The organism is Kribbella sp. NPDC023972 (assembly GCF_040639075.1).
GTDB lineage: Bacteria > Actinomycetota > Actinomycetes > Propionibacteriales > Kribbellaceae > Kribbella.
This window is the reverse complement of record NZ_JBEZZH010000002.1, coordinates 349,005-375,986: the sequence shown is the minus strand read 5'-3', so window position 1 is coordinate 375,986 and position 26,982 is coordinate 349,005. Positions and strand designations below refer to the sequence as shown.

Below are 26,982 nucleotides of genomic sequence, written 5' to 3'. Positions count from 1 at the left end.
CGCGAAGCGGTTGCGGAAGTTCTCGGTTGATGGACAAGGAAACAAGCGAGCTTGCGAGCGCCGCCGTCCATCAGGCGAGAACTTCCGCAACCGCTTCGGGTGGAGGGGGCCGGTCTGGTAGCCGCCCACCAACCCCAGCCATAGAAGGGATTTGCCCGACCGGAGGCCGGGTGCTCTCCCGCCCGCCAGGGGCGGGAGAGCCTCTGGGCTACGCGCGGCTATTCGTCGTCGTAGCTGCCCAGCTCCGGCACTGGTCCGCTGTCCTCGCTCGCGACCTTGGATGCCTTCGCTGCCGCCTCGCGACGCTCAGCGCTGGTGTCGTCGATGTGCCAACGGGTGAGTTCTTCTTCCCGGGCTTCGGCTTCTGCGGCGGCGAACCGATCCTCGGCTTCGCGGCGGTGCTGAATCTCGATCAGTGCCCGCTTCGCACGGCGGACCGCCTCGGCGGTCTCGTCCGCGGATGGAACCCGCGGAGCGTCGGACTCCGTGACGCGCTCCTCGCCGGCCGCGACCTCGCGAATATCGATCGGAGCCTGGCCTTCGTGCGCGGCCTGGTCGCCGCCGCTCGTGTTGTCGTCGGCAACGATCTCCGTGTCGCGGATCTCGTCGGCAGCTACCTCGTGTTCCGCGGCGTTACTGGGTAGCTGGTCGTTGACCAGTTCGGCCTCTACGAACTCGGCATCGGGCACAGCTTCGATCGTGTCGGTGTCGCGCTGCTGCGCGCCGTCGGCCAGATCGTGCTCGTCCGTGACGGGCCGGTGCTGGTCGTCGGCTCGATCGCTGGCGCGGTGTGCGGCGAGCCATTCCTCGGTGGTGGTGCCTTCGTCGCTGTTGTCGATGCCGCGGTCCTTGAGCTCGTCCGCCGCGCGCAACGCTGCTTCACGCGTGGCGGCCGTGTGGGCGTACCACTCGGCGCGGGCCTGGTCGACGATCGCCAGCTCGGACGCCCGGGCATCAAGAGCCTGCGCGAGAGCCTTCGCCTCATTGGCTTCGCCGCGCAACCGAGCCGCGGTCTCGGCGTCACGGCAGGCGTCGGCCTCGGTGGCGCGCAGTGTCGCCGTGCGCCGTTGCTCTTCGGCCTGTTGCCGGGTTCCGGCGAGTTCTTCGGCCACCGATGGCGGCGCCCAGGCCTGTTCGCGTTCGTAAGCGCGGACCCGGACACGAAGCTGGCCGTTGGACATCTCAGCCTCCGCGCGGTCGGTCTCGGGGCGGCCGAGGGCGCGCCACGCCGCGCGCCATGATGCGTAGGCCTCGACCTGGCCCGGCTTAGGCGCCGGTCCGAGCGCGGCGGCATCGTCGTCTACTCCGGCGAGTTCGCGGTGGGCGACGACCACGGCAGCCCGGTCGATCCATTCGGTGCGAGCCGCTCCAGTACCTGGCGGCGCACCAAACGCCTTGACCGCCCACTGCGGCGGGTCGTCGGCCAATTGCTCGGCCATGGTCGTGGCGCGACGGTCGGCTTCGGCGGCGAGCTGGTGCAGGTAGCTCGACCAGGCCGGGTCCTCGAGTCGGGGCACCCACGCGGCATGGGTGTCTCCGACCGGGTCGAGCCGGGTGGTCTTGGTGATGCGGTCGTGCAAGACGTAGGACAGGCGGCGAGCGCCGGTCAGCGTCCGTGCCGTTACCGCGTCGGTGAGCACCTGACGCGGGTCGTGCCCGGCCAGCTCGGCTCGCCGCAGCAGGGTGGCCAGGGTGCCGGCGCCGTCCTCGGCAGCGAGTTTCGTTCGCTGCTTCTCGGTCAGCAGTCCTTGCTTGGTCAGCTCGTCGAGCCATTGTGCGCAGCGGCCGGCGGTGGCAACCGCGATTCCGTCGGTGAGCAGTTCGGCCGGTGTGCGGAGGTGGCCTGCTTCGGCGGCGGCTTCGGCCTGGGCTTGCAGGGCCGAGATCTGCGGCTGGTCGAGGTCGAACGCGATGCCGAGCACGGCCATCGGTGATCGCTTCGCCGCCGATTTGGTCTCGCCGATCTCGGCCGAGGCCGCGATCGCTTGGGTGACGACGTGCGTGGTGTTCGCGACCCGGCCCCGGGTCATGGCCACGTACAGCGCATGCAGCGAGGTGTTCTGGGTGGTCACCGAGTGGACGGTGTCCACGGTGAGCCCCTGAGATGAGTGGACGGTCGCGGCGTACCCGAGGGCGACGTGCTCGCGCACGTAGCTCGCGGGCAGCTCCACCGTCTGCCCGGGGACCCGGCGCCGGGTGCCGCGCTCGAGCGGCGCGACGACCAGGCCACCGTCCGGGCGGGTCTCGACCACCTCGAACTCGTCGCGGTTGAACACGGCCCGCCGGTTGTCCTTGTACTGGGCGAGCCGCCAGTCGTTGTGGCGTGCCTGGATGAGGTCACCGGCGCCGGCGTTGGTGCCCTGCGCGGCCAGCAACACCGTGTCGGTGTCGTCGACGTGGCCGTATTCCACGAGTTTGGCGCGCAGCTGGGCGCTGACCTGGGCGGCCTGGTCGTTGGTGTCCACGATCAGCAGCGAGTGCAGACCGTTGAGGTGGTCGGCCAGCCAGGCGTCGGCGGCGGTGCGCTGGGCGCGCTCGATGGTGCCGCCGTCGAGGATGCGGCCCTGCTTGTGGTACTCGGCCAGGACGGTCTGGTCACCGGCGCGCAGCCGCAGCGACGCCGGCCCTTCCCACTCGGCCTGGAACCTGCGGGTCTCGGTCAGCTCGTGGGTGAGCGCGCCGGAGGCAACCAGTTCCATGCCGCCGGCGGCGCCGACCGCGGCGAGCTGGCGGTGGTCCCCGACCAGCAGCAGCTTGGCCGCGGCCTCATCGCACAGCCGGTTGATGACGGCCAGATCGCTCGTAGCGGCCATCGCGGACTCGTCCACGACGACCAGGTCGCCGTCGCGCAACTGCCAGGCCAGTTCCTCGCGGCTGGCCGAACCGTCGGCGATGCGCTGCTGCGTCATCAGCCACCGGGTGATGTTGCGGGCAGTGACGCCGTCGGCGGCCATGACCTCTGTCGCGACCTGGGAGGCCGCGAGCCCGATCATGCGTTGCTGCTTGCCGAACCACAGCGCGGGGTCTTCCCAGGCTTTCGCCAGGGCACCGATGACGCGGGACTTGCCGGTGCCGGCCGGACCGATCAGCGTCTCCACCTTCGCGCCGGAGGTGAGGATGCCACGCACCGCGGCCTCCTGATCGGCGCCCAGCTTGAGACCTGCCGTGGCGAGCTGGCCGCAGAACGCCTCAGCCAGGTGAGGTTGCATGAGCGCGGCACCGCGGGCGTAGCCGGCGCGGGCGAGCTGGCGTTCGGCCTTGAGGTGGTCTCCGGTGGCGTACCGGGTGCCGCCGGGCGCCCGGTACGGCGAGGTCCCGTTGGCCAAGCGCAGGTCGTCGGGCAGGATCGCCTCGCCGGGCCGCTCGGCGGCCAGCACGACCGCCTTGCGCAGACCTTGCTCGGTGAGCTGGTCGAGCAGTTCCACGATCTGCTCCGGTGTCCGGTCGCCCAGATCGTCGGGCAGGACGTTGCTGATCTCGCGGGTCAGGTCGGGCGCCTCCCACTCCGCCTGTTTGCGCTGCACCTCCGCAAGCGCCATGTCCAGCACCTTCGCCTCGTTGAACACCTCGGACATCGGCGACTGGCCTGTGGTCGCGAGGACGTTCTGTGCCACCTTGCCCAGTCCCCCGCGGACTTCGGCGCGCAACTGCTGGTCCCACCGCTGGAGCCGTTCGGCGACGGTCTCGCCGTCGTGGGACTTGGCCTTGCGGGTCGCGAGCGTGGCGGTCTGCTGCAACCGTGTCAGTTCCAGGTTGTTCGGCGTCCGGCCGAACTGGGCCTCGAACTCGCGGACCAGTACGGCGGTCTTCTTCGTGATCGCCTTGCGGCGCGAGGAGAACAGATCCATCACGGCCCTGTCGATCCCGACCACCTCACGCGACTTGCCGTCCGGCCGCATCTCGAACCGGATACCGAGTACCTTCGACAGGTGGTGCTCCATCACCCGCTCACCGACCGCGCCGGCCGCGGGCTGATAGCGGTGGAGCGCCTCACCGTCGACGGTCCGCCACTTGCCGTCGGTTCCCTGAACCCGATTCAGGATCGCGTTGTGGATGTGCAGCTGCGGGTCGTGGTCGCGGGAGTCGTGCTGAAAGAACGACGCGATCGTCCACTCGTGCGCGTCGTCCCACCGCCCCGCGGCGCCGCCCCAATGACCAATGCGGGTGTATCCGGCCTTGTCTTGCAGGTAGTTCAACGCGGCCCGATTGCCCGCCCAGATCGCATCCTCGACCGCTTCGCGGTACTGCCCCCACGCCGCGGCCTCGGTCTCGGCCTGGTGCAGCGCTTGGGTGCACCGGTGCACCGCTTCGGCGTCACCCGTGCGGTGCGCATGCTCGAGTGCACCGCGGGCCGCCTCGGCCGCACCGCGGGCCTGCACCTCCTGGGCCTCGAACGCGGTGTGGAGCACCGTCACCGACTTCTGCACCGAGAACGTCGCGTCGTGGAATGCAACGTTCTTGCGCACCTTCTTGCCGGCCAGTGCACGTAGCTCGGCGCGGCGTTCGGCGTCCGCACCGGGCTCCTTGGCCAGTGCAGCGGCGTATTCCTGTTCCTCGGTCTTGTACGCCCGGCCGGTGTGGCCGAGGGTCTCGGCCACATCCCAGCGCGCCGGGTCGCGGAACGCCTCGTCGCGCGGGTCGATGAACCGCTCGTACAGCGCGGTCATGTCCTGCGCGTCGACCTCGCCGGACAGGCCGAGCGCCTCGGCGCCCTTGCCAAACCAGCGCCCCGGCGGCTCGCCGGCCGCCACCGCACCGGTGTAGTAGTTCTCCCTGCCCGCCGCGACCGCGCCGGTCAGGTAGTCGGCGCGATGGCCGCTGCGCACGCTCAGCACGAGGCACCTCCGAAGACTCGGGCCGGGCCGAGCCCGGCACCGACACGCAGGGCGAAGCCCGCGCACCGCCGACGACACGAAGCGGAGCGACGGCTCCACTTGATCGTGATGCATAGGTGTGATCTGAGTTCTTTGATCCTGCTGCTGCCTAGTGGCTGCTGCTGAATCGTCAGATCGGTCGTCGGCTGGGTCGTGGTCGCTGCGGGTCCGTTGCTGTCATGGCTGCTGATCGCTGAGTTCGTGCTGTGGTTGCTCATCGGCTGTTGCTCGCTTCGAGTTCGGTGTTGCTCGTGGTCTCGTCGTTGGTGGTGGTGTCGGGGTTTTCGCCGGGCTCGGTGACGAACTGGAGCTGTCCACGGCCCTGCGGGACAGCTGGCGGGTTGTCGGCGCTGTCGGTGGCGTTGGGCTCGGCCCACCCGGCGAGCTCCTGGAGGCGCTTGGCGCGGCCGAAGCCGACCGGCCGCCCGAATGCCTCCTCGGTGGCGCGGCGGATTTCGCGCTGGCCGAGAGGCGCACCGCCGTGCTCGGCTGCGTGGCGCACCACCGCGTCGAGCAGTTCGGCGTCGGACGGCCCGGCGCTCTTGCGCGGTGCGGCCTCGGCTGACTCGGGCGTGGCCGGGTCGGTGCGGTGCGGTGCGTGCACCGGTGCAGGTGCACTGTTCGGGCCGTTGTTGTGCACCGGTGCAGTCGGTGCGGTGCGGGTCGGGTGGTGCACCGGTGCGGTGGCCGATTCGGTGCGGAGTGCACCGAGCAGGTAGGCGAGCAGCCACACCGGTGCACTCGGATGCTCGTTGCGGGTGGTCACGTCGGCAGGCTCGGCGGTCTCGGGCGGTGTGCCTGGGTCGGTCAGTCCGAGCGCGGCGGAATCGACCAGCGCGAGCAGCTCGCCCGGCGTCAGGCGTCCGGTGGCCGGCAGGAGCGCGGCGAGTTCGCTGGCCGACAGCAGCCCGTCGCGGATGGTCTGCAATGCGGCCGTGCGGGCGGCGCGGGCGGCGTCGAGTGGCCACAGCTTGTGGCTGGGGCACAGCGTCGCCAGGCGCGACGCCATGCGGACGACCTGCTGGACCAGCGCCCGGGCAGCGGCCGGGTCGTCGCTTGCGGTCCGCGTCAGGTGCAGCCAGACGCGGGTGGTGATGACCGGTGAGGTGATCCAGGTCAGCGCCGACAGCCGTGGCTTCGCGGGCTGCGCGAGCTTCATGTGCAGCCGCAGCAGGTGGGCAAGCATCTCGACCAGTACGGCGTAGGCCAGCGGCGCGAGCGCGTGGGCGAGTGCGTCGGCGATGCCGTGGGCGGTGTCGATGTTCAGCCAGACGGTGCCGCCGATGAACACGTACGTCGTGACCAGCGCACCGGGAATCCGCCACCCGCGGGTAAGTGCCGCGAGCCGCAGGGCGGTGCAGGCCACGATCATGCCGTCGGCCACCAGCGGCACCAGCGGACTGTCGAACTTCTGCGACACCGCGCCGAACGAGCGGGTGCCGCCGATCCCGGCCACGCCGAGCGCGGCGATGATCGCGACCACGATCAGCACCCGGCGGGTCGTCAGACGCCCGGACTCGATCGCGGCGGTGACGCTGCGAGCCGCGCGCCGCGTCGCCCACACCGCGCCGGTGAGGACGGCGGCGACGAGCAGCAGTCCGGCGCCGCTAGCGGCGATCATCGGCCAGGTGACCGCGCCCGGGTCGAACGCCTCGGGCAGGTTGCTCAACAGCGTGGTCATCGCTGGCCTCCAGCGGTCGAATTCGGTACGGCGGTCAGGCCGCCACGGCGGCCGGCCTTGATCTGCTCAGGTGTCGGGGCAGGGCCGTTGTCGTCACGGTTCGTGGCCCACCAGGTGACGAACGGGTCGGCGTCAGCCGCCAGCGGCACGGTGACCGCGCGCTGACCGGCGGGGTCGCGGTGCGCGAGCACGTCACACGCGGGCGCGTATTCGCCGATGCGGCGGGTGACGCCTGGGCGTTGCCGGTCGTGCCAGTCACCGACGAGCTTGTTCGACGCCTCGTCGCTGTCATAGGCGGCGTTCCAGGCGTCCATCAGCCACAGCAGTTCCTCAACAATCTCGGGGTGCCACAGCCAGCACGGCGGCAGCGTCTCCCGCGCGGTCGCGTACCGCAGATAGGTGGATTCCATCCACGGCAGCAGCTCGCTCAGCACCGCCTCGACCGCGGCCGGGTCCTCGGGCAGCCGCAGCCATGACCGCACCGGCTCGACTGAACTGGCGTCGGCGGGCTTGCCGCGGCCGTGGCTGGGCCTGGCGACGGCCAGCCGGGTCAGCAAATCCTCGAATGACGCGACCGTGTGGCCGAGCGAGGCAACGGTGTCGTTCAGCCGCGCCACGGCGGTCTTGGAGGCGGTCTGCTTCAGACCGGCCTTCATCGCGGCCACGTCGCGGGTCAGTGCCTCGACCGAGCGGGCCAGGCCAGCGACCGCCGCGAGCGCGGCGGTGCCGGGGTCCTTCTCGTCGTCGTACTGCATCAGGCCACTCCCCTCTCGTTCCACGACCCGGTGTGGTGGGTGTTGGTCTCGTGCTGCCCGGCGGCGAGGCGCGCAGCCTGGTCGTCGGCATGCCAGCGGGCCAGCTGCTCGTCCCGCCCGGTCTCGTGCGCCGCCTGGCCGGCCGTGTGCAGGCGGGCCTCTGCGCCCGCCAGTGCCGCGGCGGCCCTGCCGGCCGCGGCCGAGGCCTCGTCCTGCTCGGTCGCCTCGGCCTGGTCTGTTTCGTCGGCGGTGGTGGCTTCGTCCTGCCATGCCTGGACGGTGCGCCACCCGAAGGTTCCACCTTCGCTGGGTGTGACACCGGCGGCGTGGCAGTCACCGCACAGCCGGTCGGTGGTGCGCACGAAGTGATCGACCGGGCCGCATTCGGCGCAGACCTTGCGCGCGGCCAGGGCCTTGTTGACGGCGGCGAGCTGCTTGTCGCTCGGGGTCCGCTTCGCCTTGGCGCGCTCGTCCACGTAGAGCCACGCGAACCGGCGATCCCGCTTCCACGTCAACCGGGCGAACGGCTCCTGCCCGCCGCGGGACAGCCCACGGTCGCGCAGCTGCCGCCGCGTGGACAGCCCGGACGGGGCCTGGCCGAACCGGAACTCCGGCAGTCCGTTGCGGACCCGGCCTGGCCAGCGCCGGCCGTCCCACAACTGCACCCACTCCACCCCGCGTCGGTCGTCGTACGCGGTCATGACCGGCTCCCGTCCGCGTCTGCCGCGTCGTCGGTGGCGCCGACGAGTTCCGGCGCACCGGCACGGCTGCTGTCGCGGGCGGCGAGCGCCGCGCGGGCCTTGCGCATCGCACCGGCCAGCCGCAGCCGGGCGAGGAGTTCGCGGGCCGGGTCGGTGGCCTCCAGCCACGTCACTACGGCGTCAAGGCGTGCCGCGATCCGTCGTACGACGGGCGAGGTCAGGTGCTGCCGCGCGGCCGTCACTCGGTCGAGCCCGGCGAGCAGCTGGTCGCGCAGCCAGGCGGTGTCGGCGAGCAGCCGGGCGCCGAGGCGGTTCTCGAGTGCGACCAGTTGGCGGGTCGCCCACTGGACGGTGCGGCGGTTGTGGAACCGCTCCCTGCGCAGGTCGCGGCGCTTCCAGGCCATCTTGACCCGGCCGATCGCGGGCGGCATGCCGCGGGTGATGATCAGTGCCTGCCCGGCGCGCAGCTGCGCGACCTGGCCCGGGGTGAGGACCGGGACGCGGCGGTCGCTGATCGAGACCCCGCCGGTTGTGCGGTCGCGGGTGGCGACCTGTTCCAGCCGTTCGCCGCACAGCGTGGACCAGAACTGCAGGTCGTCATCGTCGGATGTGCCGGCCAGCACGACCTTCGTGGTCACGTTGGTCAGCAGCGCACCGGTGGCGGCCTCGCCGAACCGGTCGCGCAGCTGGGCGCGGGACTGCGCGGAGATGTGCAGCGTGATCCCGCGGGACCCGAAGTCACCGGTCCACCTATCGAGGGGGATCAGGCAGATCAGCGCGGCCTCGTCCAGCACCATCGTCAGCTGCGGGTCCAACCGGCGACCCGGCGTACGCACGGCCAGCTGCTTGGCCTGGCGGGCGATGTGCGCGGTCAGCGCCGTGACGAGTGGCGCGGTCTTCTTGTCCTCCGCGCCCAGCAGATAGACGGTGCCGGTCTCGGCCAGCAGCCGCTCCACGTCGAACGGCACACCGCCCGGTGCCGCGGCCGCGGCGGCGCTCGGGACCGACAGCCACGACAGGGCGGGCATGATCGTGGTGGAGATGCTGGAGCGGGTGCGCTCGTTGTTGGTGAAGAACTGCATGGCTTGCTGCTCGAACCCGGTGGCGTTGGCCACGCGCAGTTCCCACAGCGCGTCGGACTTCGCCTGGTCGTCGGGGTGGGCGATCCAGCGCTGAACGTCGGCCATCGTGTAGCCGCCGAGCGCGGCGGCGTGCATCAGCGCCGTCAGCGCCTGACGGGCCAGGTTCAGCCAGTGCTCGGCGTCGTCGGACTTCGCGCCGACACCGTCGAGCAGGTCCGAGGCGCGGTCCATCACCACGCCCGGGTCGGTGCACCCGGTCAGCGGGTCGAACGTGATGGTGGACCCGTCGTCGGTGAGGCCGTCGGGGTCGAACACCCACACCGGGCCGCGCGTGGCCCGCTGGGTGCGGGTGATGTCGAGGATGTCGGTCTTGGTCGAGGTGGCGATCACCGCGCCCGGTGCGTCCAGCAGGTGGTTCATCATCAGGCCGGTCTTGCCGGCGCGCGGACCCGCCACCGTCAGCGTGTGGTCCTCAGCAGACGACCGGACCTTGACCCAGCCCACCGTGGCCACGGTCGCGCCGATCTGCGTAAGCGGCACGAACCGCCGCCTCCACGCCGGCACCTCGGCCAGCGAGGGGCGCACGATCTTCGCCTTCTTGCGCAGCATCCGCGCCGACGACACCCGCCGCACATCCCACCCCGACGCCAGCCCGTCGGTCACCCGGCCGGCGCGGCCGAGACGGCGCAGCAGCCCGCGCGAGCTGGCCCGCGACCGCAGGGTGAACCCCGCCGTGACGAGCAGCACGACTCCCGCAGCGATCAGCAGCTGCCACCAGCGCTGAGAAGCCTGCACGGTTGACGGCAGAGCGCGCAGCACGAACCCGGCGTAGCCGAGCCACAGCGCGACCGCGAGACCACCGCCGACCGGGCGGTTCACCGCCACCAAGGCCAGCGTGACCAGGAGCAGGACACCGCCGGCGATCACCCACCCGGCCGCACCACCCGGCGCGCCGAGGCGCAACCCCACCGCGCCAGCCAGCAGCACCCACAGCGGGGCCGCGATCAGCGCGCCATGCATCAGCCGCCAAAACAACAGGCTGGCCGTCACCAGCCCGACCAATCCGGTCACGGCGACCCAGCAACCGACCTCGGTCAGCGCCGGAGTCTTGTCCCAGGCGACCACGGCCACACTCCCGGCCAGCAGCGCCACCATCGCGAGGGTGAACCGCGGGACCATCACACCCTCGGTCTTGGTCGGCCGCCGCATCATCGCGCACCACCGATCAGCACACCCGCCACCGCGAAGGCAGCGCCCAGGACCGCCGCCAGGAACGACACCCGCAGCCACTGGTGCTTCGTCCACGCGATGTCGGCCAGCCGCTTGGCCTGATGAGTCACCGCCACCAGCGGGTCGGCGACCTTGTCGCGCGTCAGCTGCGGGTCGATGTGACGGTCAAGCAGCTGCACGACCGAACGGCGCCGCACCGCACCGAAGTACAGAAACTCCCCCGGCACCAACGCATCGGCCGGCCGGTGCAGCCGCGGCACCACCACCAGCAACGCCGAACCCAGCGCCACCGCGAGCGCCACCAGCGCCACACCGAACAACACCCGGGCGCCCAGCGGCGCGCCGTCCGACTGCGACACCAACGTCAGCACCACCGCCGCCAGCGCGGTCTCCACCGTCGCCGCGAAACCCGCCTTCGTGTCCGCCTTGTCAATCGCCGCCGCGGCCGAATCATGCATCCGCCACGCCAAATCCAACTGCGTACGCTCGTTCATCGCGCACCACCTGCCGCGTCAGCCGACGCCTCGGGCTGCACGTTGCGGCTGTACGACAGCAACGCGGCGTGTGCCGCCATTGACTCGGCCGTGAACGCGGCAGCCCACGCCCGCACCGGGCCGAACAACTTCCGCACGCCGTACGACCCGCGCCGCGGGTCCTCGACCGCCTGCTCACCCAATGCCCCAGCGACCCGATCCACCACGGCCCGCTTGGACTCCCAGTCACCCCTACCGGAGTAGAACCCCGCATCCACGTCCGGCGCGGGCAGCTCGGGGTGATCGGCCACGAACGCGGCCAGCTCGAACAGGCCGCGAATCACCGCGGCATGCTCAGCCGGAACCTCCAACATCCCAATCGGCGGCACCCACTCCGTGCCGGCCTGCACTGCGTCAGTCATGCTGTAGACCTCTCGAACTCGTACCTGAGTAATGGGAGAACCGGCCCTGTTCTGGTTGGCGCCTGTGCGGGGCCGGTCTGAAATTGCTTGGTTCTGCGTCGCGTGACTGCTGTCATGAGGCTTCGCCGCAGAACTCGGCCGCCGTTACTACCCGGCCGGTCGCGATCGCGACCTCGGCCATGCGGTCCAGCACGCGCGCGGGAATGAAGAGACGCCGCCCGATCCGCACGGCGGGGAACTCCCCCGCCGCGATTGCGCGGTAGAGCGTCATCTCGGCAATGCCCAGCTCTGCGGCCATCTCGGCGACGTTCAGCCACTGACGCTTCCCCTCATTGGATTCCTGCATTTCCGTTCTCCTCTCGAACAACTCTAGTCCAGACTAGACTAGTCTAGTCTACTCTGACCGACAATAGCTCGCGGCTAGACATGACTAGCTGATCTAGCCCGGACTACTGTTCAGCTATGAAGTTGGATGACAAGGTCGCCGGTCCCGCCTATCTCCAGGTCGCGTCCGGCATCCGCGAAGCGATCGCTGCTGGCGAACTCAAGCCCGGCGAGAAGCTGCCGGCTGGCCCAAAGCTCGCAGCGACCTTCGGAGTCGCCCTCATGACCGTCCGACGCGCCATCGAGACACTCCAGTCGGAAGGCCTCCTCCGATCCGCGCCAGGTGTCGGCGTCTTCGTTGCAACTCCTGGGAACAACGGTTCGGAGCTGGCAAGTCTGCGCGCCGACATCGACGCGCTGCGCCAGCGAGTCGAGCACCTTGAGCAGCTGGTGTCCGACCCCTCCCAGCCATCGAAAGCTGAGTGAGTCAGCGAAGCTCCGTTGTCCCTGGTTTGCCACGTGAACCAGTGAATACTGAAGGCGACTTGCTCAACATGCCGCGACGATGCAACGACAGTGCAGCGGCAGTGCAGTCTTGCTGGCTCGACCTTGCGGAGGGATTCAGAAGATGGACGTAGTTGACCTGTGGACAGGCCGACGAGCGTCGGCGCTCCGAGCGTCCCTGCGCATGAGCAATGAGGCCTTCGCCAGCCGTCTCGGTGCCGGAGTCCGCACCGTTGCGAACTGGGAGGCGAATCCGGACATGGTGCTCTCGCCGGGCATGCAAGAGGTACTCGACGCGGCGCTGAAAGACGCAGATGAGAGCGTCCAACGGCGGTTTGGCATGCTGCTTGCCGCGCAAGACGGCACCGTCCAGGGGGCGCCGGCCGAGAACTCCGTGCGCCAAATCCAACCCGGCGAGAGACCGTCGCCCGACGCTGCCATCGAGGCAAGCCAGACGCACTGGCGCCAGGTACGGCAGTACCTGATTGAGAGCGGGATCGGCCTGGCTGCAAGAACGGCCGACTTGTATGACCCAGCGCTTCGCGTGGAACACGTGCCGGCGATCAGCACGGCTGACTGGCTTCCCAGCGGACCAGTACCGCTTGAGAAGCTCGCTCTCGACTGGGACGACACCTCTCGTAAGCCGCGAATCACCGGCCTTGAGGCAGAGGCTCGACCCACCCTGCCCCTGCGTGCGCCCGGGCACGCTTTCACCCGCTACACGGCCGCGATCCGATACCTACGGAAGCCAGCGCTGTTCGAGAACCGCCACAGCTACCGCCTCACCGGCATCGAGTGGAGCGAAGGCGCCGGCCGGATGACGTTCGGCCTCGCGACCTTCTTCGACAAACTCGACGTCTCCGAGCCACTCGGCCACGAGGCCGCGGCGGCCGAGCTGGCCGGGCACCTCGACTGGCAACGCTTGCCGTTTAGAGGCTTGCTGTCAGATCCGTTCGATCTTTCGGTCCGGATCGTCAATCCGGGCATCAGCACACTGACGATCCGCAGAAACACCGCCGATGGCACCGGAACGTTCTTCCTGCTCAGACGCGACCCGACGCAGGTCACGAACGGCCGGCACTACAGCCTCTTACCCGCGGGCGAATTCCAACCCGCCAGCATCTCGCCCCAAAGCATCACGACCGACCTCGACATCTGGCGCAACATGGTCCGCGAGTACGCCGAGGAAATGCTCGGCCAACCAGAACACGACGGCAGCAGCGGCGTCCCCGTCGATTACGAGATCTGGCCGTTCTACCGCGACATGACCGCCGCTCGCGAAGCCGGAACAGTGCGACCCTACGCGCTGGGTGTCGTCCTCGACGCCCTAAGCCTGAACGCGTCGATCGCCACAGCAACCGTCGTTGATGACACCGTGTTCGATGAGCTGTTCCGTGATCTGGTCGCGACGAATCCCGAGGGCGAGGTCGTGTTCTCGCTGGACAACAACAAGTCCATCCGCGGACTGCCCTTCGACGAGGAGACCGTGAAACGACTGACTACACGTGAGCCCCTTGGGCAGACTAGCGCCGCATGCCTAACGCTCGCGTGGCGGCACCGCGCGGAACTGCTCGAAGGGTCAGTAGCCACTTCCGCCGCAGAGCCGCCACGAGATTCAAAGTTGCCGCAGTCACGTCCGTACTGATCCATGCCAGGCGTCTGCGCCTCTCGGCACGGGCAGGATTCCGACGCAGCTCGCGCCTAGTTGTCCACACCGAGCCACATCCGATGTCCAGCACCGCGGCAGATACAACTCGACATCGACGAACGCATGCCCGGCCGGACTGGCCAGCGTGGCAAACACCGCGATCTGGCAGTTCTCGATCCGCCCGCAGGTGCCGGAGTACTGCCGTTGCACACCCACGGTGCGCCGGCCCTTCTTGGCGTCACCGGTCTCGTCGAACACCAGCGTCACCAGATCCGGCTCCACCCCATCAGCCAGATTCTCCACCACGTAGGCGGCAACCTCGGCCCGGAACGTCTCGTGGTCCCAGCTCGCCTGACCAAGCAGATGCTGTATCCGGTCCGGGGAGCCATGGCCGGCATGCTCGGCCAGGCTCCAGCAGTTCTTTCGCGGCAGGTCTGCCAGCAGACCATCGACAACGTCCCTGGCCGTCCGGCGGGTCTCAACCCGCGCGAAACACCCCCCAACCCGTTGCATCAGCGCGCCCAGTTCCCGTTCCCACACCGCAGCCTCCACGCTAAGCGCAGCGGCCACCGCCGAATCTTCAGTTGTTCTCACAAGCACTGCATGATCAAGCGGTGGCCGCCTCGCGTCACACAGCCACGCCGATCCCAGATCCCATACCAGGAAAGCGAATCAGCCAAGGTAACGATCTACGGCTGTAGTACTAGAGCGGTGCGAAGCGAACGCCCGACCATGCGACCATGACAGAGTTCTGCTCAACCCTTTCACTGTTGATTTGGATTGAACTATTCACGAGCTCGCCATGACCGTGAAAGTCTGCGGGCATGGTGATACTCGTCCCCGAGCAGCCGACTTTCACGACGGCGTCGGAGCGTGAGGTTTGGGAACGGCTGCGCGACGGGCTCGGCCAGGACTACGTACTGATGGCCAACCTTCGCCTCACAGATGAGGTCAAGGACCACGAGGCCGATCTGGTCGTGCTCATGCCCGACATCGGTGTGCTGGTGCTCGAGGTCAAGGGGGGCAGCGTCTGGTACGACAGCGGTTGGTGGATCAGGCGGCACGGCCGGGCCACCACCATCCGCCCGGTCGATCAGGCGCGAGACGCGAAATACGCGCTCCGGCGGTACGTCGAGAAGGACCCACGCTGGAGCCGGGGGCGGGTCGCTTGGGCGCATGGAGTCGTGACTCCGTTCTCGGATTTCGGCCACGACTTCGAGGTGCCTGAGCTACCTCGCTGGGCGCTGCACGACCGGGCCGACCAGGGCATCCTGGCAGAGCGAGTGCGCGACAACGGGTGGGGGCTGGCACACGGTCAGCGCCCACCGACGTACGACGATGTGGTGGCGATCGTCGATATCTTGGCTGGCCGCATGCCCACGTCGTACGACGTCAACGCGGAGTCCGACGAACGAGCATCGACCGCGGATCGACTCACTCAGGAACAGGCCTCGATCCTGCATGTGACGCGGCTGCTGAACCGGGTGGAGGTACGCGGAGGGGCCGGCAGCGGAAAGACCGTCCTCGCGCTTCAGCAGGCCAAGCAGCTGACGCGGGGACGCACCCACAAGCCGGCCCAGCGAGTGGCGGTGCTGTGCTACTCACTCGGGTTGGCCGAGTACATGAAGCGTGAGGTCGCGACCTGGCACCGCAAGGAACGACCGGCCTTCGTCGGTACGTTCCACGAGTTCGGAGTCCAATGGGGCGCCCCCGCTCAGGGGGATCGCAACGACAGCCAATTCTGGGAGTTTGACTTGCCCGAGCTGATGGATCAGCTGGCTGAACGGCTGGACCCCAAGGCCAAGTACGACTCAGTGATCGTGGACGAGGCACAGGACTTCGCTGACCTGTGGTGGCGGCCGGTCCTCAAGTCTCTGCGTGATGAGGAGGAGAGCGGGCTCTATGTCTACTCCGACGAGAACCAGCGGCTCTTCGCACGCTTCGGTCGCCCGCCAGTCCAGTTGGTGCCGCTTATGCTCGACCACAACCTGCGCAACACCAAGCAGATCCACGAGTCGTTCGGACCGTTGGCGCCAAGTCGGATGTACTCGCGCGGTGGTGACGGAGCCGCCGTGCGTTTCGTTGCGTCGACCACATCAGACGCCCTGTCGGCCGCGGATGACGTCGTCGATGAGTTCCTGGAGGCTGGCTGGAAGCCGGAGCACATCTGCCTGATGACCACCGGGAAGCGGCACCCGATCCAGCTCGAACGGACCGAGCTCCACGGCCAGCAAGGGTACTGGAAGACCTTCTGGGACACCGAGGACGTCTTCTATGGGCACGTGCTCGGCTGCAAGGGCCTCGAGCGCCGCGCCGTTGTCCTGTGTGTGAACGAGGAGAAAGGCCGCGACCGCGCGCGAGAGCGGCTGTACGTCGGAATGTCGAGGGCAACGGACGAGCTGGTCGTGGTCGGTGATCCCGCCATCATTCGGGAGATTGGTGGACCTGAGGTCGCGCGGCGGCTGGGAATCTAGCCCGCCTCAACATGTCTGGGACTGCCCCGAGTTTGGATGACTCGCGGGGTGTGGCGGTTCAAGTCGCGAGTAGATGTCATCAGCTTCAATGACGGACAGCGGCGAAACCGCCGGGTCGGGCATGAGCCCTTACTGGTCGGCCGTGGCACTCGACCATCCCCGCGACCCGGTATAACACAGCCCGTCATGCTGAACTGTCCCGAGCCGGACACCGCGTGCTCAGACGGCACCGAAAACGCGCCAATTGACGAGATTTCCAGCGGGTAGGTGACGTTTGTAGACGAAACGGGAGATCTGACTCACGACCGATCGGTCGCGCAGCCATCTGATAGACGCCAAGAGCCGTAGGCTGACTTGGCCGTGGACTGGCACCGCGTCGATGATGACGACCACTTGCCCTCAGCCCATGCGTGGCAGCCGAGCGATGGCTGAGGTTGAGAAGCAGATGCGGACTCGACGAGCACGTATCGCCATGAGTACGACTCGAGGGGAGTAGAGATGACCGATCCAGACAGTTCACAGCAGGCTGCTGGCCCGGCAAGCGATGAGCGTTGGGAACGTCTCCAGGACGTGATTACCGAGGTGTTCCGCTTCGGCACCAAGACAGGTGGCGACGACTGGGCCGCCTACACGTGGCGGTCACTCAGCCCTGCCCTGACCTCCTGGGACAATGAGGTAGGCCGAGTCCAGTGCGTATTCCGCATCCTCGCGCTGAAAGCGCTGCACACAGAGTTCACCCTGCGCGCATTCGACGAAGGCAGCCCAGGCCAGTGGGCTGAGTCCCTCGCCGAGGTGATCGGCCAGCCGCCGCTGGTTTCGTTGTTCACGATCGGGCAACTGATGGTTGCGCACGGCATCGACTTTGAGTTCGAGCCCGAAGATGAGTACTACGACGGCTTCCCCGAGCAGGAAGCCGTCCACACCCTCACCAAGTTCCTCTACGACGAGACTGTCCGCGACCTGCGGAAGAATCTCTCCGACAGCCTGCTGTTCGCCACGCTGTTTGCCTCCCGGGAGCTCCCGGACTATCCGCTCAGTGACTACGAGCACTGGGAGGCGGTCAACACGCGCGTCACAGGCGACCAGCTCGAGGCGTGGGAGTGGATCACCCGCGGTTGTCCGCTCGAGATGCCGAGTTGGTGGTAGCGAGGAACTCGCGTGGATCTCTCAGGGTCTGCACTGAATGCCAGGCCTTTGTGCTCGTCCCAACCGCACCAACCGGGCCATCGACTCTAGGTTCACGACGGTTCTGCACGGTGTGATCGTGTTCTGTTCAGATCTTCAGCGGCTGTACGAGAAACCGCCAACGCAAGAATTCTGGCCACTGTCGGTCGGCGACGTCGTGCGGTCCGTACGAACGTTAGGCCTGGCCGTCTCTGGCCTCACGGTAGGCGTCTCGAAGTAGGCTGAGCAGTTCCTCGTCGTAGTCGGCCTTGATGTAGGTGATCGACGGCTTGCCACCGCCTGCCAGTTGGGGGGTGACCTGTGAGCGGTCCGGTTCGACCAGTTGCGGCACCATGGTGCGGTGCCCGTCGGCGACTTCAATGTCTCGACTACCAGGTCGAGAGGCAGCTGGTCACGGTGACCTCCTGAACGTGGCCGACCCAGGTCAACCAGATCAGGTGGTGCGGAATCAAGCACGATGACGGCCCGCAACCGGCCGTCGGCGAGTGCACCTGCGAACCGCGTGTGGAATGCCTCGTCGTCGAATCCGGGGTCGGCCTGCGTGGCGACCTTGGCGGCGTGGGCGATCAAGGCATAGCCGTGCTTGTTCAGGTAGCCGAGCAGAACGGTGTGTAGACCGTCCGCGTCCAGTCGGCGTAAGTAGGCGGCATAGCCAAGGAGCAAGGACTTTGGTCAGCACCCTAGCCTCGGCGGCTACATCTCCCGCCGATGATCCCCGGCAGTCCCTGGCAGTGAACCGCGAACCCTCCGAATGGCTGTCGATGACCAGCGACGCGATGTGCGCCCTGTCCGCCATCGACCGACTCACATCAGCAGCGCACCCTCATCATCGAAGGCCCCTCCGACCGCCAACGAGACCCCACAACCAGCGCGTCACCATTGACACCAAGAGCAAGCCCCGCGATTCTCACTAAACACCTCCAGGTGGTCCAGGGCTCGTGGCAATAAGACGGTCCCATCACGCTGGCAAGCGAAACTGATGGCACAAAGGTCTGAAGGACTCGGCACCGAAGGCAGTGATCGAAGTTGACCCCACCGGCGTCGATGACCTCGTTCTCTTGGCTCGACTACGACGAGGATGAGACGCGGAAGGCCAGGGAGCTTTTGGCTGCCTTGGACTCGGAGTCCGTCGACGCGCTCGGGCTCGGTTCGATCCGGGACGGCTTCGCGAATCTGATGTTCCCGGGTACGTCCACGATTCAGACCCGGGTGCGCTATTTCCTCTTGGTGCCGTACGCCGCACTGCTCGTCGCCCAACGCGGTCCGCGCGATGCACGCCAGTTCGACAACTGGTTCCGGCAGGCCGAGTGGGACACGATGGACGCGTTGAAGAAGATGGCCAAGAGGCGCGATGGTGTCATTGGATTCGATGCCGGCCACAACACGCAACGCCTGCCCAGCGAGGTCTACTGGAACGGCATGGCTCTTTGGGGAGTCGTCCGACCACGCGCTGATGGCGCGGAGGCTGGATCCCTGTCGGAGTACCGCGCCTGGGTGCTGAACCGGCGGCACACTCGCCACCAAGGTCCCGACGTAGCCGTGGCTGACGTGCCGTACTTCGACGAGCTGCCGTCGATGCCGGAGCAGTTCCCTGGTGACGCCCTCGAGATTTTGCCGACCAAGCGGGAGGCTGAGTACCTCCTCGAGCGGATGCAACGCACGAGCGTGACGGTCAACAGAATCACCGGCGAGACGTCAACCGCGCTTCTGGCGGCCATGGCCGCCGACTTGCGCCTGGCTCAGGTCGGGTCGATCTTCGAACTAGACCCTGCGCTACTCGACCCCAGGACCGCGGTCCTTCTGAGGCGTGCCGTCGGATTCTCCACCGTGGCTCAGGGCGCCCGGCTGCTCTACAACCGGATGCTGTGTGAAGACGCCGCATCGTCAGGGCTTGGCGAGTTCCCGAACACCGAAGCGCGGCTCGACGGGCTAGAGGCAGACTGGATCGTAAACATGCTAGCCGTGCAGGGCGACATGGAGCAGTGGCGGAGCGAGTTGACCTCGCTCTTCGCCGGGCTCCGACGGACGGGTGTCCGCATCAGCGGCGGATCCGAACGGTTCGTGCGCGCTTGGTCCGACCTTGCGATAGCAGACCCAGAGCAGGCTCTGAAAACGGACGCCGCTCGGGTAGCGATCCGAGCGAGAGAGGGCGCGATCAAGCGGCGCGGCATGGCGCGACTTCGCGACCGGGCTGCCCTTGAGCGCTGGCGCGGGGCGTTGTTCGGGCAGAACTACATGGATTTCCGTTTCGGGATCGCCCGACGCCACATCAGCGACTGTCACAAGGGTTTGGGGGAATGACGTGTTGGGCCCGAACAACCGCAGGCAGTTGACCGAACTCCTGACACCGCCGGCAGGCGCCTCCCTCGATGCCGCGGTGGGCACGACGTACACGCTGAACCTCGACGCGTTCCTTGTCGTTCCGGCGCTGCTCACCCTCGCTCGCATTCCATCCCGGGGTGAGCAGGGTGGCGCGGCCCCGCTGGAGTTGCTGGACAGCCTTCGTCGGACTGCGGATCGGATGACGGTGTTCACTCAGGCCGGGCAGATCGCGGTTCCTACTGGCGGGCGCAGCAAGGCGATGTTCGCCTTCCTTGAGCACGGCACGGTGCCGGTCACGGCACCCAAGGGCGGCGTTTTCCATCCGAAGACATGGGCACTGCGGTTCGCCCATCAGGATGGCACCTTCACGCACCGGATCGTGATCGCCAGTCGCAACCTGACCTTCGACCGGTCTTGGGACGCCGTGATCTCGATGGACGAAGGGGACCAAGGTGAGCCACTGCAGGGGTACGCCGACTTCCTTCGACGACTGCCGGATCTGGCTCTCGCAGACCTGGCACCGGAACACCTCGAGCGGGTGCTGAGTGTGGCCCGATCGATCGCCCGCGCCCGCTTCGTCCCGCCGGCCGGCTATCACACGTCGCAGGTGCACGTCCTGGGTATGGGCGCCCGAAGCGATAAAAGGTTGCTCCCTGCTCGGATCGACCGCGCTCTGATCGTGTCGCCTTTCTTGAAGCGCGCGCTGCTCGACGAAGTCCACATCGCGTGGGATCGGTTGAGCGTCGTCTCGCGGTCGGCGGATCTCGACAGCGAACTCACGGAGGACCTGGGCTGTGAAGCGCTCGAGCTGAGGCCCGACCTCGTCGGTGACGACGTCGACGAGATCGGCGACGGGATGGTGTTCCCGTTGAGCGGGCTGCACGCGAAGGTGTTCGTGTTCGACACCGGGCGCGACAGCACCACCTGGGTAGGGAGCGCCAATGCAACCTGTGCCGCGTTCAACACCAACGTCGAGATCCTCCTCGAGTTGGAAGGGAGTCGTTCCGGCACCGGAGTGGCCAAGTGGTTGGAGGACGCCGCCTCGCCGGAGCAGCAGAACTTCCGCTCGATTCTCCAACAGCACATCTGGAGCGACGTCCCCGTCGTGACCGACGACGAGGCGGACACGGACCTGGATCGTGCCCGTCGCGAGTTCGCCGCGATTCCTGTCGACGCCTGGGTGGACAATCTGGACGACATGTCGTTCTCGGTCAGATACATGACCTGCGACCCACTTCCCGACCTGGCCGGGATCAGGATCCGAGCGCGTCCGCTTACCCTGTCTGGGTGGCACGAAGTGCGGACCGGCTCCAGCCTGGACCTCACGAGGCCTGCGACCTTGGAGGGGCTGACCGGATTCCTGGTCTACGAACTGCGGCGTGGGCGACTGCACACCGAATTCGTCGTACGGGCCGAGATGCACGGCGAGCCGGACGGTCGACGTGGGCGGCTGATCGCGCAACTCCTGCAGGACCCCGACCGGCTGATCCGCTACCTGATGTTGCTGCTCCGCGATGAGATCGACGACCGATTCAACAACGGCGACGGGGGCGCACCACCTCCGGGCAGTGGTGGTGCGCGGGCTCTCGAGACGCTTCCTCTGGTCGAGAGGTTCGTGCGTGCTGCCTCGCGAAAGCCGGAGACGATCGGACACATCCAGCAGCTCTTCGCCGACCTTGAGAACACCGAAGTGGTGCCTGCCGGACTCCGGGAGCTCTGGGCAGAGATCTGGAACGCCGTGAATATCGGGAGCGTCTCGTGACAAGGTCCTCCCGCGTCACGCCGGTAGTTATGCGCCAACTGCGGGACTTCCAGCGCGACACCTCCCGGCACGCGTTCACGAGGATGTTCAGGGCAGCAGACGCCGCGCCGAGATTCTTGGTGGCCGACGAGGTGGGTCTGGGCAAGACCTTGGTCGCGCGCGGAGTGATCGCCCAGACCATCGACCACCTTCGGGAACGGGGCGACGATCGCATCGACATCGTCTATATCGCCTCCAACGCCGCGATCGCTTCGCAGAATGTGCGCAAACTCAAGATTCCCGGCGTCGAGGTGGCGCACCGAGCAGGACGACTCTCGCTGCTGCCATTCCGGCTCGGCGAGCTGGACGAGCGCGAAGTCAACGTAATCGCGCTGACCCCCGGAACCAGCCTCGACCTCCGCGGCTCGAGTGGTGTCTTCCTCGAGCGGGCCGCTGTATTCCGGGCCCTACAGAGCATCTGGGGCTCTGACTTCATGGACACCATGGGCGCAGCCCGCGCCTGCTTCTGGGGGATCAGTGAGAGCGGCGGTTCGCAAGTCGCTCGCCGACGACTCCTGGACGCGGCCCACGGGCTCGGCAGGCTGCACGAGCCAATGCGCTCAGAGGTGCGCGCTCTGATGAAGGAGCGTGATGAGTCGCGCAGGATCGCCGGCCAGCCGACGCTGCGGGACGACTTCAAGGAACTCACGTTGGACTTTCAGCGACGGCGCTCGTCCTACACCCGGGAAGTCTCGAGCCGGCGGCAGCGGTTCATCCGGGACATGCGTGAGGTGTTGTCCTCGGCAGGTGTGCAGGGTCTGCGCCCGGACTTGGTGATCCTGGACGAGTTCCAGCGCTTCCGGAACCTGATCCGAATCGAGGATCCGGCCCAGGTGGATAAGGGCGGCGAGCCCGAGGGCGACCCGTTTGCTGGACAGTTGGCGCGGGAGATCTTTACCTATTGGCATGCCGATCACGAGCGGCACACGCGGGTGCTGATGTTGTCGGCAACACCGTACGCGATGCACACGACCAGCGAGGAAGCCGCCGCCGGTGACGACCGCCACTATGAGGACTTCCTAAACACCTACCGCTTCTTGGTCGACGGGGATGCCTCTGCCGTCGAACGCCTCCAAGGGCGCCTGCGCGACCTTCGCGCTGCGATTTACGACGCACGGTTCGCGGGAGTGCAACCAGCCGAGGACGCTGCCGCCGCGGTGTCAGATCAGCTGCTCAAAGTGATGGCGCGGACGGAACGGCTGGCCTCCACCGAGGACCGCGAGGGCATGCTGCTCACCGTTCCCGGGCGGACGAGCACACCTCGCGCTCAATCCATTCGGCAGTACATCGACGTGGACACCATCGCCCAACACGTTGGCGCGTCCGATCCCGTCGACTTCTGGAAGTCTGCGCCCTACCCGCTGAGCTTCCTTGGCGGGCTCAAGTACGACATCACCCAGCGGATCGCTAAGGGACTTGAGCCTCCGCGTGACCCGGCCTTGTACAAGATGCTGGCGAAGAGCACCGCGCTGATGGATTGGGAGGTGGTACGTCGCTACCAGGCGCTGACCCCCGAGAATCCTCGAGTCGAATTGTTGTGGCGGCAGGTGCTCGACACCGAGGCGTGGAGGCTGCTATGGCTGCCCCCGTCAATTCCGTACTATCGGGCCGGCGGGACGTTCGAGCAGGAATGGGCGCGGCGTTTCACCAAGCGGCTTGTGTTCAGCGCTTGGAACATGGTCCCCACAGCGATCTCCACCTTGACCAGTTATGAGGTCGAGCGGCGAACCCAGGCAGACCCGGGATCAACTCGACGCCTGCGCGCCGTTCGATACGACGACCCCGCGAACTCCAGACATACCATCCACCTGCGGCCCCCGGACGCCCAGAACATGACACTGCTGCCGTTGATCCTGCCCACGCCGGAGCTTGCTGCGCTGACGGACCCGCTGCAGATTAGTCGTGATCTTGCGGGCGAGAGGGCCAGAGTGCCAGCTCTTGCTCGCGTTCTGACCGAAGCGAGAAAGCGAATCAGGAAGGAGGTCGCACCGTTCGTCAAGGGTCGTCCCCGGTCTCGCGCGACCGACTCGGTGCTCTGGTACTGGTTGATGCCCTCCTTGCTCGACCACGCTGGGGGGCACATCCGGCCCACGGCGGACTGGTGGCCGCGCCACCAGGACTCCAAAGGCATGCGCGACCAGCTCGAGCGACTCCGCTCTTTGGTGACAAGGCTGGACGACTACGAGCTCCCCGACGTTCCCGTCGACCTCGAAGAGGTCCTCGCGCTGATCGGGGTGGCCTCGCCGGCCAACTGTGCCTTGCGTGCGGCGCAGCAGACCTGGCCAGACGCCACGCCTGCCCAGCATTTGAAGGTCGCAGCCGGAATGGCCTGGGGATTCCGCTCGATCTTCAACGGCTTCGAAGCCACACACCTCATCGAGCAAGAAGACACCAACCTCGGCAACTCCGCTCACTGGTTGAAGACCCTGACCTACTGTGCGCGCGGCAATCTTCAGGCGACGCTGGATGAATACCTGCATGTGTTTGCTGAGTGGCGCGGATACGGGAACCTGAATGAGGACCTGACGGACGCAGTCGATGACCTGGTCGCAGCCATGTCGCTTCGCAGCGCCGTCTACGCGGTGCGCACCAACGAATCTGGCACATCCGTGTTCAAGGAGTCGAACATGCGCGGCCGTTATGCCGTTCGGTTCGGGGACCAGAAGTCCGAGGAGGGCAGCGAGGACAGGGCCAAGGCGGTTGCGTTGGCCTTCAACTCGCCCTTCTGGCCTTTCGTGCTTACCAGCACATCAATCGGTCAGGAAGGGCTGGACTTCCATCTCTACTGCCACGCGATCATGCACTGGAACCTGCCAGGAAACCCCGTCGACCTCGAGCAGCGCGAAGGACGAATCCACCGCTACAAGGGACACGCCGTGCGCAAGAACGTGGGAGCGGTCGTTGGGCTGCCCAGACAGGGCAACGTGTGGAATGAGGGGTTCAAGAGTGCTGAGGCATATCGGAGGCCCGGCGAGCCGGAGATAGTGCCCTACTGGGTATTCCAACCGGCCAACGTGGACTCCACCAAGCTTGCCAAGATCGAACGCCACCTGCCGATCATCCCCTACACCCGAGAGAGCTCCCGGGTCGGTGATCTCCTGGCCAGTACCGCCCATTACAGGATCGCGTTCGGCCAGCCCCGCCAGGACGAGCTGCTGACGTACGTCCTGAACGACCTGCCGGACGAGCTCAAGCAGCAGTTGAAGGAGGTCCGGGTCGACCTGTCGCCATCAACGTCACGGCGCGGATGATGCGCCGTCCCGAACCTGGTCGGAGCGTTGGTGATGCGCGGCGTCTCCAGATTGACCAGCGGATCCGGTGTCGCAGGTTGTGTATCGGTGCGGCGATGAGGGATGTTGAACAGGCGCTTGATCTCGTTGCAGGTCAACGAGATCAGTGAGCTTCGTCGTGGGGCTGGGTTCTCGGTTCGTTCAGTCGCCGACGACGGCGAGGAACGCGTCCTGGGCGTTCTCGATCCGCCCCGCCGTACCGGTGTATTGGCGCTGCACGCCGACCATGCACGTGCCCTTCTTCACATCCGCGGTTTCGTCCATGACCAGCACGGCATCATCACTGCCGAGCCTGTCGACCACATAACCGCGCAGGTCGTCAGGCACACCGTCGTCGTCCCATTTCGCCTTTCCGCAGCAGGTGTTGCAGCCCGTCCGGTGACTCGTGGCCTGCGCGTTCGGCCAGCGTCCAGCAGTTCTTAACCGGAAGATCCGACATCAACCCAAGCACCGCATCCCGCGCCAGCCGCCGCGACTCCACCCGCGCGAACCGACCACCGATCAGCTCAAGCAAGCCGTCGAACTCCGTCTGCCATCGACCCGGGTCTATGCTGACGCCCGCGGCCACCGTCACGTCAGCTGTGTTCCACACAAACCCGGCATGATCAGGCGGCGGCCGCGCCATGTCGCGCCGCCACGCGCAAGATCACGAAGTCCGGCTGTCGTACTAGCCCTGCGGATGTCGTCGACGAAGCGACACGTTCGCACAGATTGATCCGGGGATTTGTTGTGCGGATGATCTACATCTGCGACCCGAAGCGGGGCGAGGGATGGATGGCTCGATGCGGGTCTCTTGAGGCCGGCCGATTCTGCCAGCTTCGAGCGGATCGCCGAAGATGCGACTTCATCGACACGCGCCCGGAGAAGCGGGCGAACTCGCCGCGTGGGACCGAGCACACAACTCGCGGATTCGCACGACTGCCAGGATTTTGTCCTCAGACACGGATTCACCTTCGGAGATTGGCAGCTGGCGCCGAACAGGTCCGGCGTCTGATGGCTCCCTCCGTCCCGGCGAGGCGTGCTCGTTCAACGCGCGCAGGCCAAGCATGATGCGTGAGTGACCACCAACCTCCTTGCGACGATGTCTGAGTGGACCTGGCATTTCCTGCGCGATGCGTCGTTCCGGCCCCGCGAAGAGACCATCACCGAATCACTGCTGATCTATCTCGAGCGACACGGCCGTAGACGAGTCTGGGTGTACAAGGCGACGACTGGCGTGGAAGCCCGCGCCGGGCTGGACTGGGCCTGGGCACTGCGAACCGGCGCCGGGTGGGTGAACATGATCGTCCAGGCGAAGCAGGCCGATGGCAAACGGTTCGCCAAGTATCCCGAGCTCAGAAAGAGGGACGCCGCAGACCAGGTCGGCGATCTTCTTCACACGGCCGCAATGGCCAGCGCACTGCCGGTCTACGCCTTCTACCAGGGCGAGATCGCACCCTTCGGGAAAGCCGGAGAGTCGACGTCCTTCGGAGCCTGTTTGCGACACTGGCTCAAACGCGGCGCCGGGCTGCCCTGGAAGAATGATGCCAGCGCGATGGGTATCTCCGTCGCCCACGCCGAAGACGTGCGGGACTTCATCGTTCAGCCGCCGGCTCCCAACCAGCAAGCGGACACGGTCAACCTCTACGCAATGCCACTCGAATGCCTTCTCTGCCCAAACCTGAGAAAACGCTCGAGTGGCGGCACCGGCAAGGCCCCGCGCATACAAAGCGCGGCCGCCAGGATCGCGCTCGGCTCGGCGGCTGGCCGCGACGAATCGATCAGACCGAACGCAGACTCACCAATCTGGATCCGCCCGGAGCAGCCGGAATGGGTCGGATACCTCATGGAAGGACTTGACCCTCGTGCCTACTGGGACGACAACGCACCGGACGTCTCGTACTACCTGGCCATGGATCTGGTCGAGGAACACTAAGGCCGGGTTCTCTCGTGACCAGTGTCGTGCCGCCGATGCACGCACTCTGACCGCCCGAGTGGGTCGAGCGCGATCCAGGCCCGACGCCGCGCCGACGGTCCTCACCCTGCTCGACTCAGTGTTGGATTCATGTGACCGGAGACGAGGCGGCGAACAATCTTCTAAACCGTGCGTCACCGGCATGGCTGCGCCATCTGGTGGCGGGTCAACTGTAGGCTCACCGCGGTGCGTCGACATCCCCGCGCCAGACGCCGTGAGCCTTGCGGCCTGGCGTGATCACGCGTAAGACCGGAACCTGGCA

At 67.1% G+C, this 26,982-nt stretch carries 17 protein-coding genes and 2 pseudogenes; 8 read left to right on the top strand and 11 right to left on the bottom strand.

From position 1 onward, the window contains the following. Positions 1–218 precede the first annotated feature (218 nt). The 8 genes from mobF to AB0F43_RS10895 form a co-directional block, all read right to left on the bottom strand. A complete protein-coding gene (gene mobF, locus AB0F43_RS10930) occupies positions 219–4,835 on the bottom strand; it encodes a MobF family relaxase (protein WP_360473703.1) in 4,617 nt (1,538 codons plus the stop codon). 253 nt (positions 4,836–5,088) lie between these two features. Further along, complete coding sequence (locus AB0F43_RS10925; RefSeq protein ID WP_360473701.1) at positions 5,089–6,555, bottom strand: DUF2637 domain-containing protein; 1,467 nt, start codon at positions 6,553–6,555, stop codon at positions 5,089–5,091. Continuing rightward, on the bottom strand, positions 6,552–7,310 hold the full coding sequence (locus AB0F43_RS10920) for a hypothetical protein (protein ID WP_360473699.1): 759 nt from the start codon (positions 7,308–7,310) through the stop codon (positions 6,552–6,554). Before AB0F43_RS10920 ends, AB0F43_RS10925 begins: the two co-directional genes overlap by 4 nt. Beyond that, positions 7,310–8,011: an RRQRL motif-containing zinc-binding protein gene (locus tag AB0F43_RS10915; RefSeq protein ID WP_360473697.1), complete on the bottom strand. Its 702-nt coding sequence runs from the start codon at positions 8,009–8,011 to the stop codon at positions 7,310–7,312. The genes AB0F43_RS10920 and AB0F43_RS10915 overlap by 1 nt, the downstream gene beginning before the upstream one ends. Next, positions 8,008–10,305, bottom strand: a complete 2,298-nt coding sequence (locus tag AB0F43_RS10910) for a type IV secretory system conjugative DNA transfer family protein (protein WP_360473695.1) — start codon at positions 10,303–10,305, stop codon at positions 8,008–8,010. Before AB0F43_RS10910 ends, AB0F43_RS10915 begins: the two co-directional genes overlap by 4 nt. Beyond that, the gene (locus AB0F43_RS10905) at positions 10,302–10,817 is read right to left on the bottom strand and encodes a Pycsar system effector family protein (protein WP_360473693.1); all 516 of its coding nucleotides are present in this window, start codon (positions 10,815–10,817) and stop codon (positions 10,302–10,304) included. The genes AB0F43_RS10910 and AB0F43_RS10905 overlap by 4 nt, the downstream gene beginning before the upstream one ends. After that, on the bottom strand, positions 10,814–11,218 hold the full coding sequence (locus AB0F43_RS10900) for a hypothetical protein (protein ID WP_360473691.1): 405 nt from the start codon (positions 11,216–11,218) through the stop codon (positions 10,814–10,816). Before AB0F43_RS10900 ends, AB0F43_RS10905 begins: the two co-directional genes overlap by 4 nt. 112 nt (positions 11,219–11,330) lie before the next feature. Continuing rightward, complete coding sequence (locus AB0F43_RS10895; RefSeq protein WP_360473689.1) at positions 11,331–11,564, bottom strand: helix-turn-helix domain-containing protein; 234 nt, start codon at positions 11,562–11,564, stop codon at positions 11,331–11,333. Positions 11,565–11,680: 116 nt separating this feature from the next. Between AB0F43_RS10895 and AB0F43_RS10890 the strand changes: the two genes are divergently transcribed. After that, positions 11,681–12,028 (top strand): GntR family transcriptional regulator, encoded by a 348-nt coding sequence (locus tag AB0F43_RS10890; RefSeq protein WP_360473687.1) that lies wholly within the window; start codon positions 11,681–11,683, stop codon positions 12,026–12,028. A gap of 202 nt (positions 12,029–12,230) precedes the next feature. After that, positions 12,231–13,691, top strand: a complete 1,461-nt coding sequence (locus AB0F43_RS10885) for a hypothetical protein (protein WP_360473685.1) — start codon at positions 12,231–12,233, stop codon at positions 13,689–13,691. 66 nt (positions 13,692–13,757) lie between these two features. Here AB0F43_RS10885 and AB0F43_RS10880 read toward each other — a convergent pair. Next, a pseudogene (locus tag AB0F43_RS10880) lies at positions 13,758–14,207 on the bottom strand (transposase); the annotation flags it as partial. A 311-nt stretch (positions 14,208–14,518) separates the two neighbouring features. Here AB0F43_RS10880 and AB0F43_RS10875 point away from each other — a divergent pair. Together AB0F43_RS10875 and AB0F43_RS10870 are read left to right on the top strand one after the other, a co-directional pair. Next, a complete protein-coding gene (locus AB0F43_RS10875) occupies positions 14,519–16,168 on the top strand; it encodes an NERD domain-containing protein (RefSeq protein ID WP_360473683.1) in 1,650 nt (549 codons plus the stop codon). Positions 16,169–16,666: 498 nt separating this feature from the next. Beyond that, on the top strand, positions 16,667–17,314 hold the full coding sequence (locus AB0F43_RS10870; protein ID WP_360473681.1) for a hypothetical protein: 648 nt from the start codon (positions 16,667–16,669) through the stop codon (positions 17,312–17,314). A 214-nt stretch (positions 17,315–17,528) separates the two neighbouring features. On the opposite strand, the gene AB0F43_RS10865 is transcribed toward AB0F43_RS10870, so the two are convergent. Continuing rightward, entirely contained in the window at positions 17,529–17,687 is a 159-nt protein-coding gene (locus AB0F43_RS10865) for a hypothetical protein (protein ID WP_360473679.1), read from the bottom strand. A 710-nt stretch (positions 17,688–18,397) separates the two neighbouring features. On the opposite strand from AB0F43_RS10865, the gene AB0F43_RS10860 reads away from it, so the two are divergent. The 3 genes from AB0F43_RS10860 (at position 18,398) to AB0F43_RS10850 (ending at position 24,727) form a co-directional block, all read left to right on the top strand. Then, positions 18,398–19,654 (top strand): DUF6361 family protein, encoded by a 1,257-nt coding sequence (locus tag AB0F43_RS10860; RefSeq protein ID WP_360473677.1) that lies wholly within the window; start codon positions 18,398–18,400, stop codon positions 19,652–19,654. A 28-nt stretch (positions 19,655–19,682) separates the two neighbouring features. Beyond that, positions 19,683–21,437, top strand: a complete 1,755-nt coding sequence (locus AB0F43_RS10855; protein WP_360473675.1) for a phospholipase D family protein — start codon at positions 19,683–19,685, stop codon at positions 21,435–21,437. A 119-nt stretch (positions 21,438–21,556) separates the two neighbouring features. Next, positions 21,557–24,727: a helicase-related protein gene (locus tag AB0F43_RS10850; RefSeq protein ID WP_360473674.1), complete on the top strand. Its 3,171-nt coding sequence runs from the start codon at positions 21,557–21,559 to the stop codon at positions 24,725–24,727. A 204-nt stretch (positions 24,728–24,931) separates the two neighbouring features. Here the strand turns inward: AB0F43_RS10850 and AB0F43_RS10845 are convergent. Further along, a pseudogene (locus tag AB0F43_RS10845) lies at positions 24,932–25,280 on the bottom strand (transposase); the annotation flags it as partial. Positions 25,281–25,823: 543 nt separating this feature from the next. On the opposite strand from AB0F43_RS10845, the gene AB0F43_RS10840 reads away from it, so the two are divergent. Next, a complete protein-coding gene (locus AB0F43_RS10840) occupies positions 25,824–26,681 on the top strand; it encodes a DUF6615 family protein (RefSeq protein WP_360473672.1) in 858 nt (285 codons plus the stop codon). Positions 26,682–26,982 lie beyond the last annotated feature (301 nt).

Coding starts and splice junctions, on each gene's coding strand:
- AB0F43_RS10925 (WP_360473701.1), bottom strand. CDS start 6,555: ATGACCACGCTGTTGAGCAACCTGCCCGAGGCGTTCGACCCGGGCGCG.
- AB0F43_RS10920 (WP_360473699.1), bottom strand. CDS start 7,310: ATGCAGTACGACGACGAGAAGGACCCCGGCACCGCCGCGCTCGCGGCG.
- AB0F43_RS10915 (WP_360473697.1), bottom strand. CDS start 8,011: ATGACCGCGTACGACGACCGACGCGGGGTGGAGTGGGTGCAGTTGTGG.
- AB0F43_RS10910 (WP_360473695.1), bottom strand. CDS start 10,305: ATGATGCGGCGGCCGACCAAGACCGAGGGTGTGATGGTCCCGCGGTTC.
- AB0F43_RS10905 (WP_360473693.1), bottom strand. CDS start 10,817: ATGAACGAGCGTACGCAGTTGGATTTGGCGTGGCGGATGCATGATTCG.
- AB0F43_RS10900 (WP_360473691.1), bottom strand. CDS start 11,218: ATGACTGACGCAGTGCAGGCCGGCACGGAGTGGGTGCCGCCGATTGGG.
- AB0F43_RS10895 (WP_360473689.1), bottom strand. CDS start 11,564: ATGCAGGAATCCAATGAGGGGAAGCGTCAGTGGCTGAACGTCGCCGAG.
- AB0F43_RS10890 (WP_360473687.1), top strand. CDS start 11,681: ATGAAGTTGGATGACAAGGTCGCCGGTCCCGCCTATCTCCAGGTCGCG.
- AB0F43_RS10885 (WP_360473685.1), top strand. CDS start 12,231: ATGAGCAATGAGGCCTTCGCCAGCCGTCTCGGTGCCGGAGTCCGCACC.
- AB0F43_RS10875 (WP_360473683.1), top strand. CDS start 14,519: ATGGTGATACTCGTCCCCGAGCAGCCGACTTTCACGACGGCGTCGGAG.
- AB0F43_RS10870 (WP_360473681.1), top strand. CDS start 16,667: ATGACCGATCCAGACAGTTCACAGCAGGCTGCTGGCCCGGCAAGCGAT.
- AB0F43_RS10865 (WP_360473679.1), bottom strand. CDS start 17,687: ATGGTGCCGCAACTGGTCGAACCGGACCGCTCACAGGTCACCCCCCAA.
- AB0F43_RS10860 (WP_360473677.1), top strand. CDS start 18,398: ATGACCTCGTTCTCTTGGCTCGACTACGACGAGGATGAGACGCGGAAG.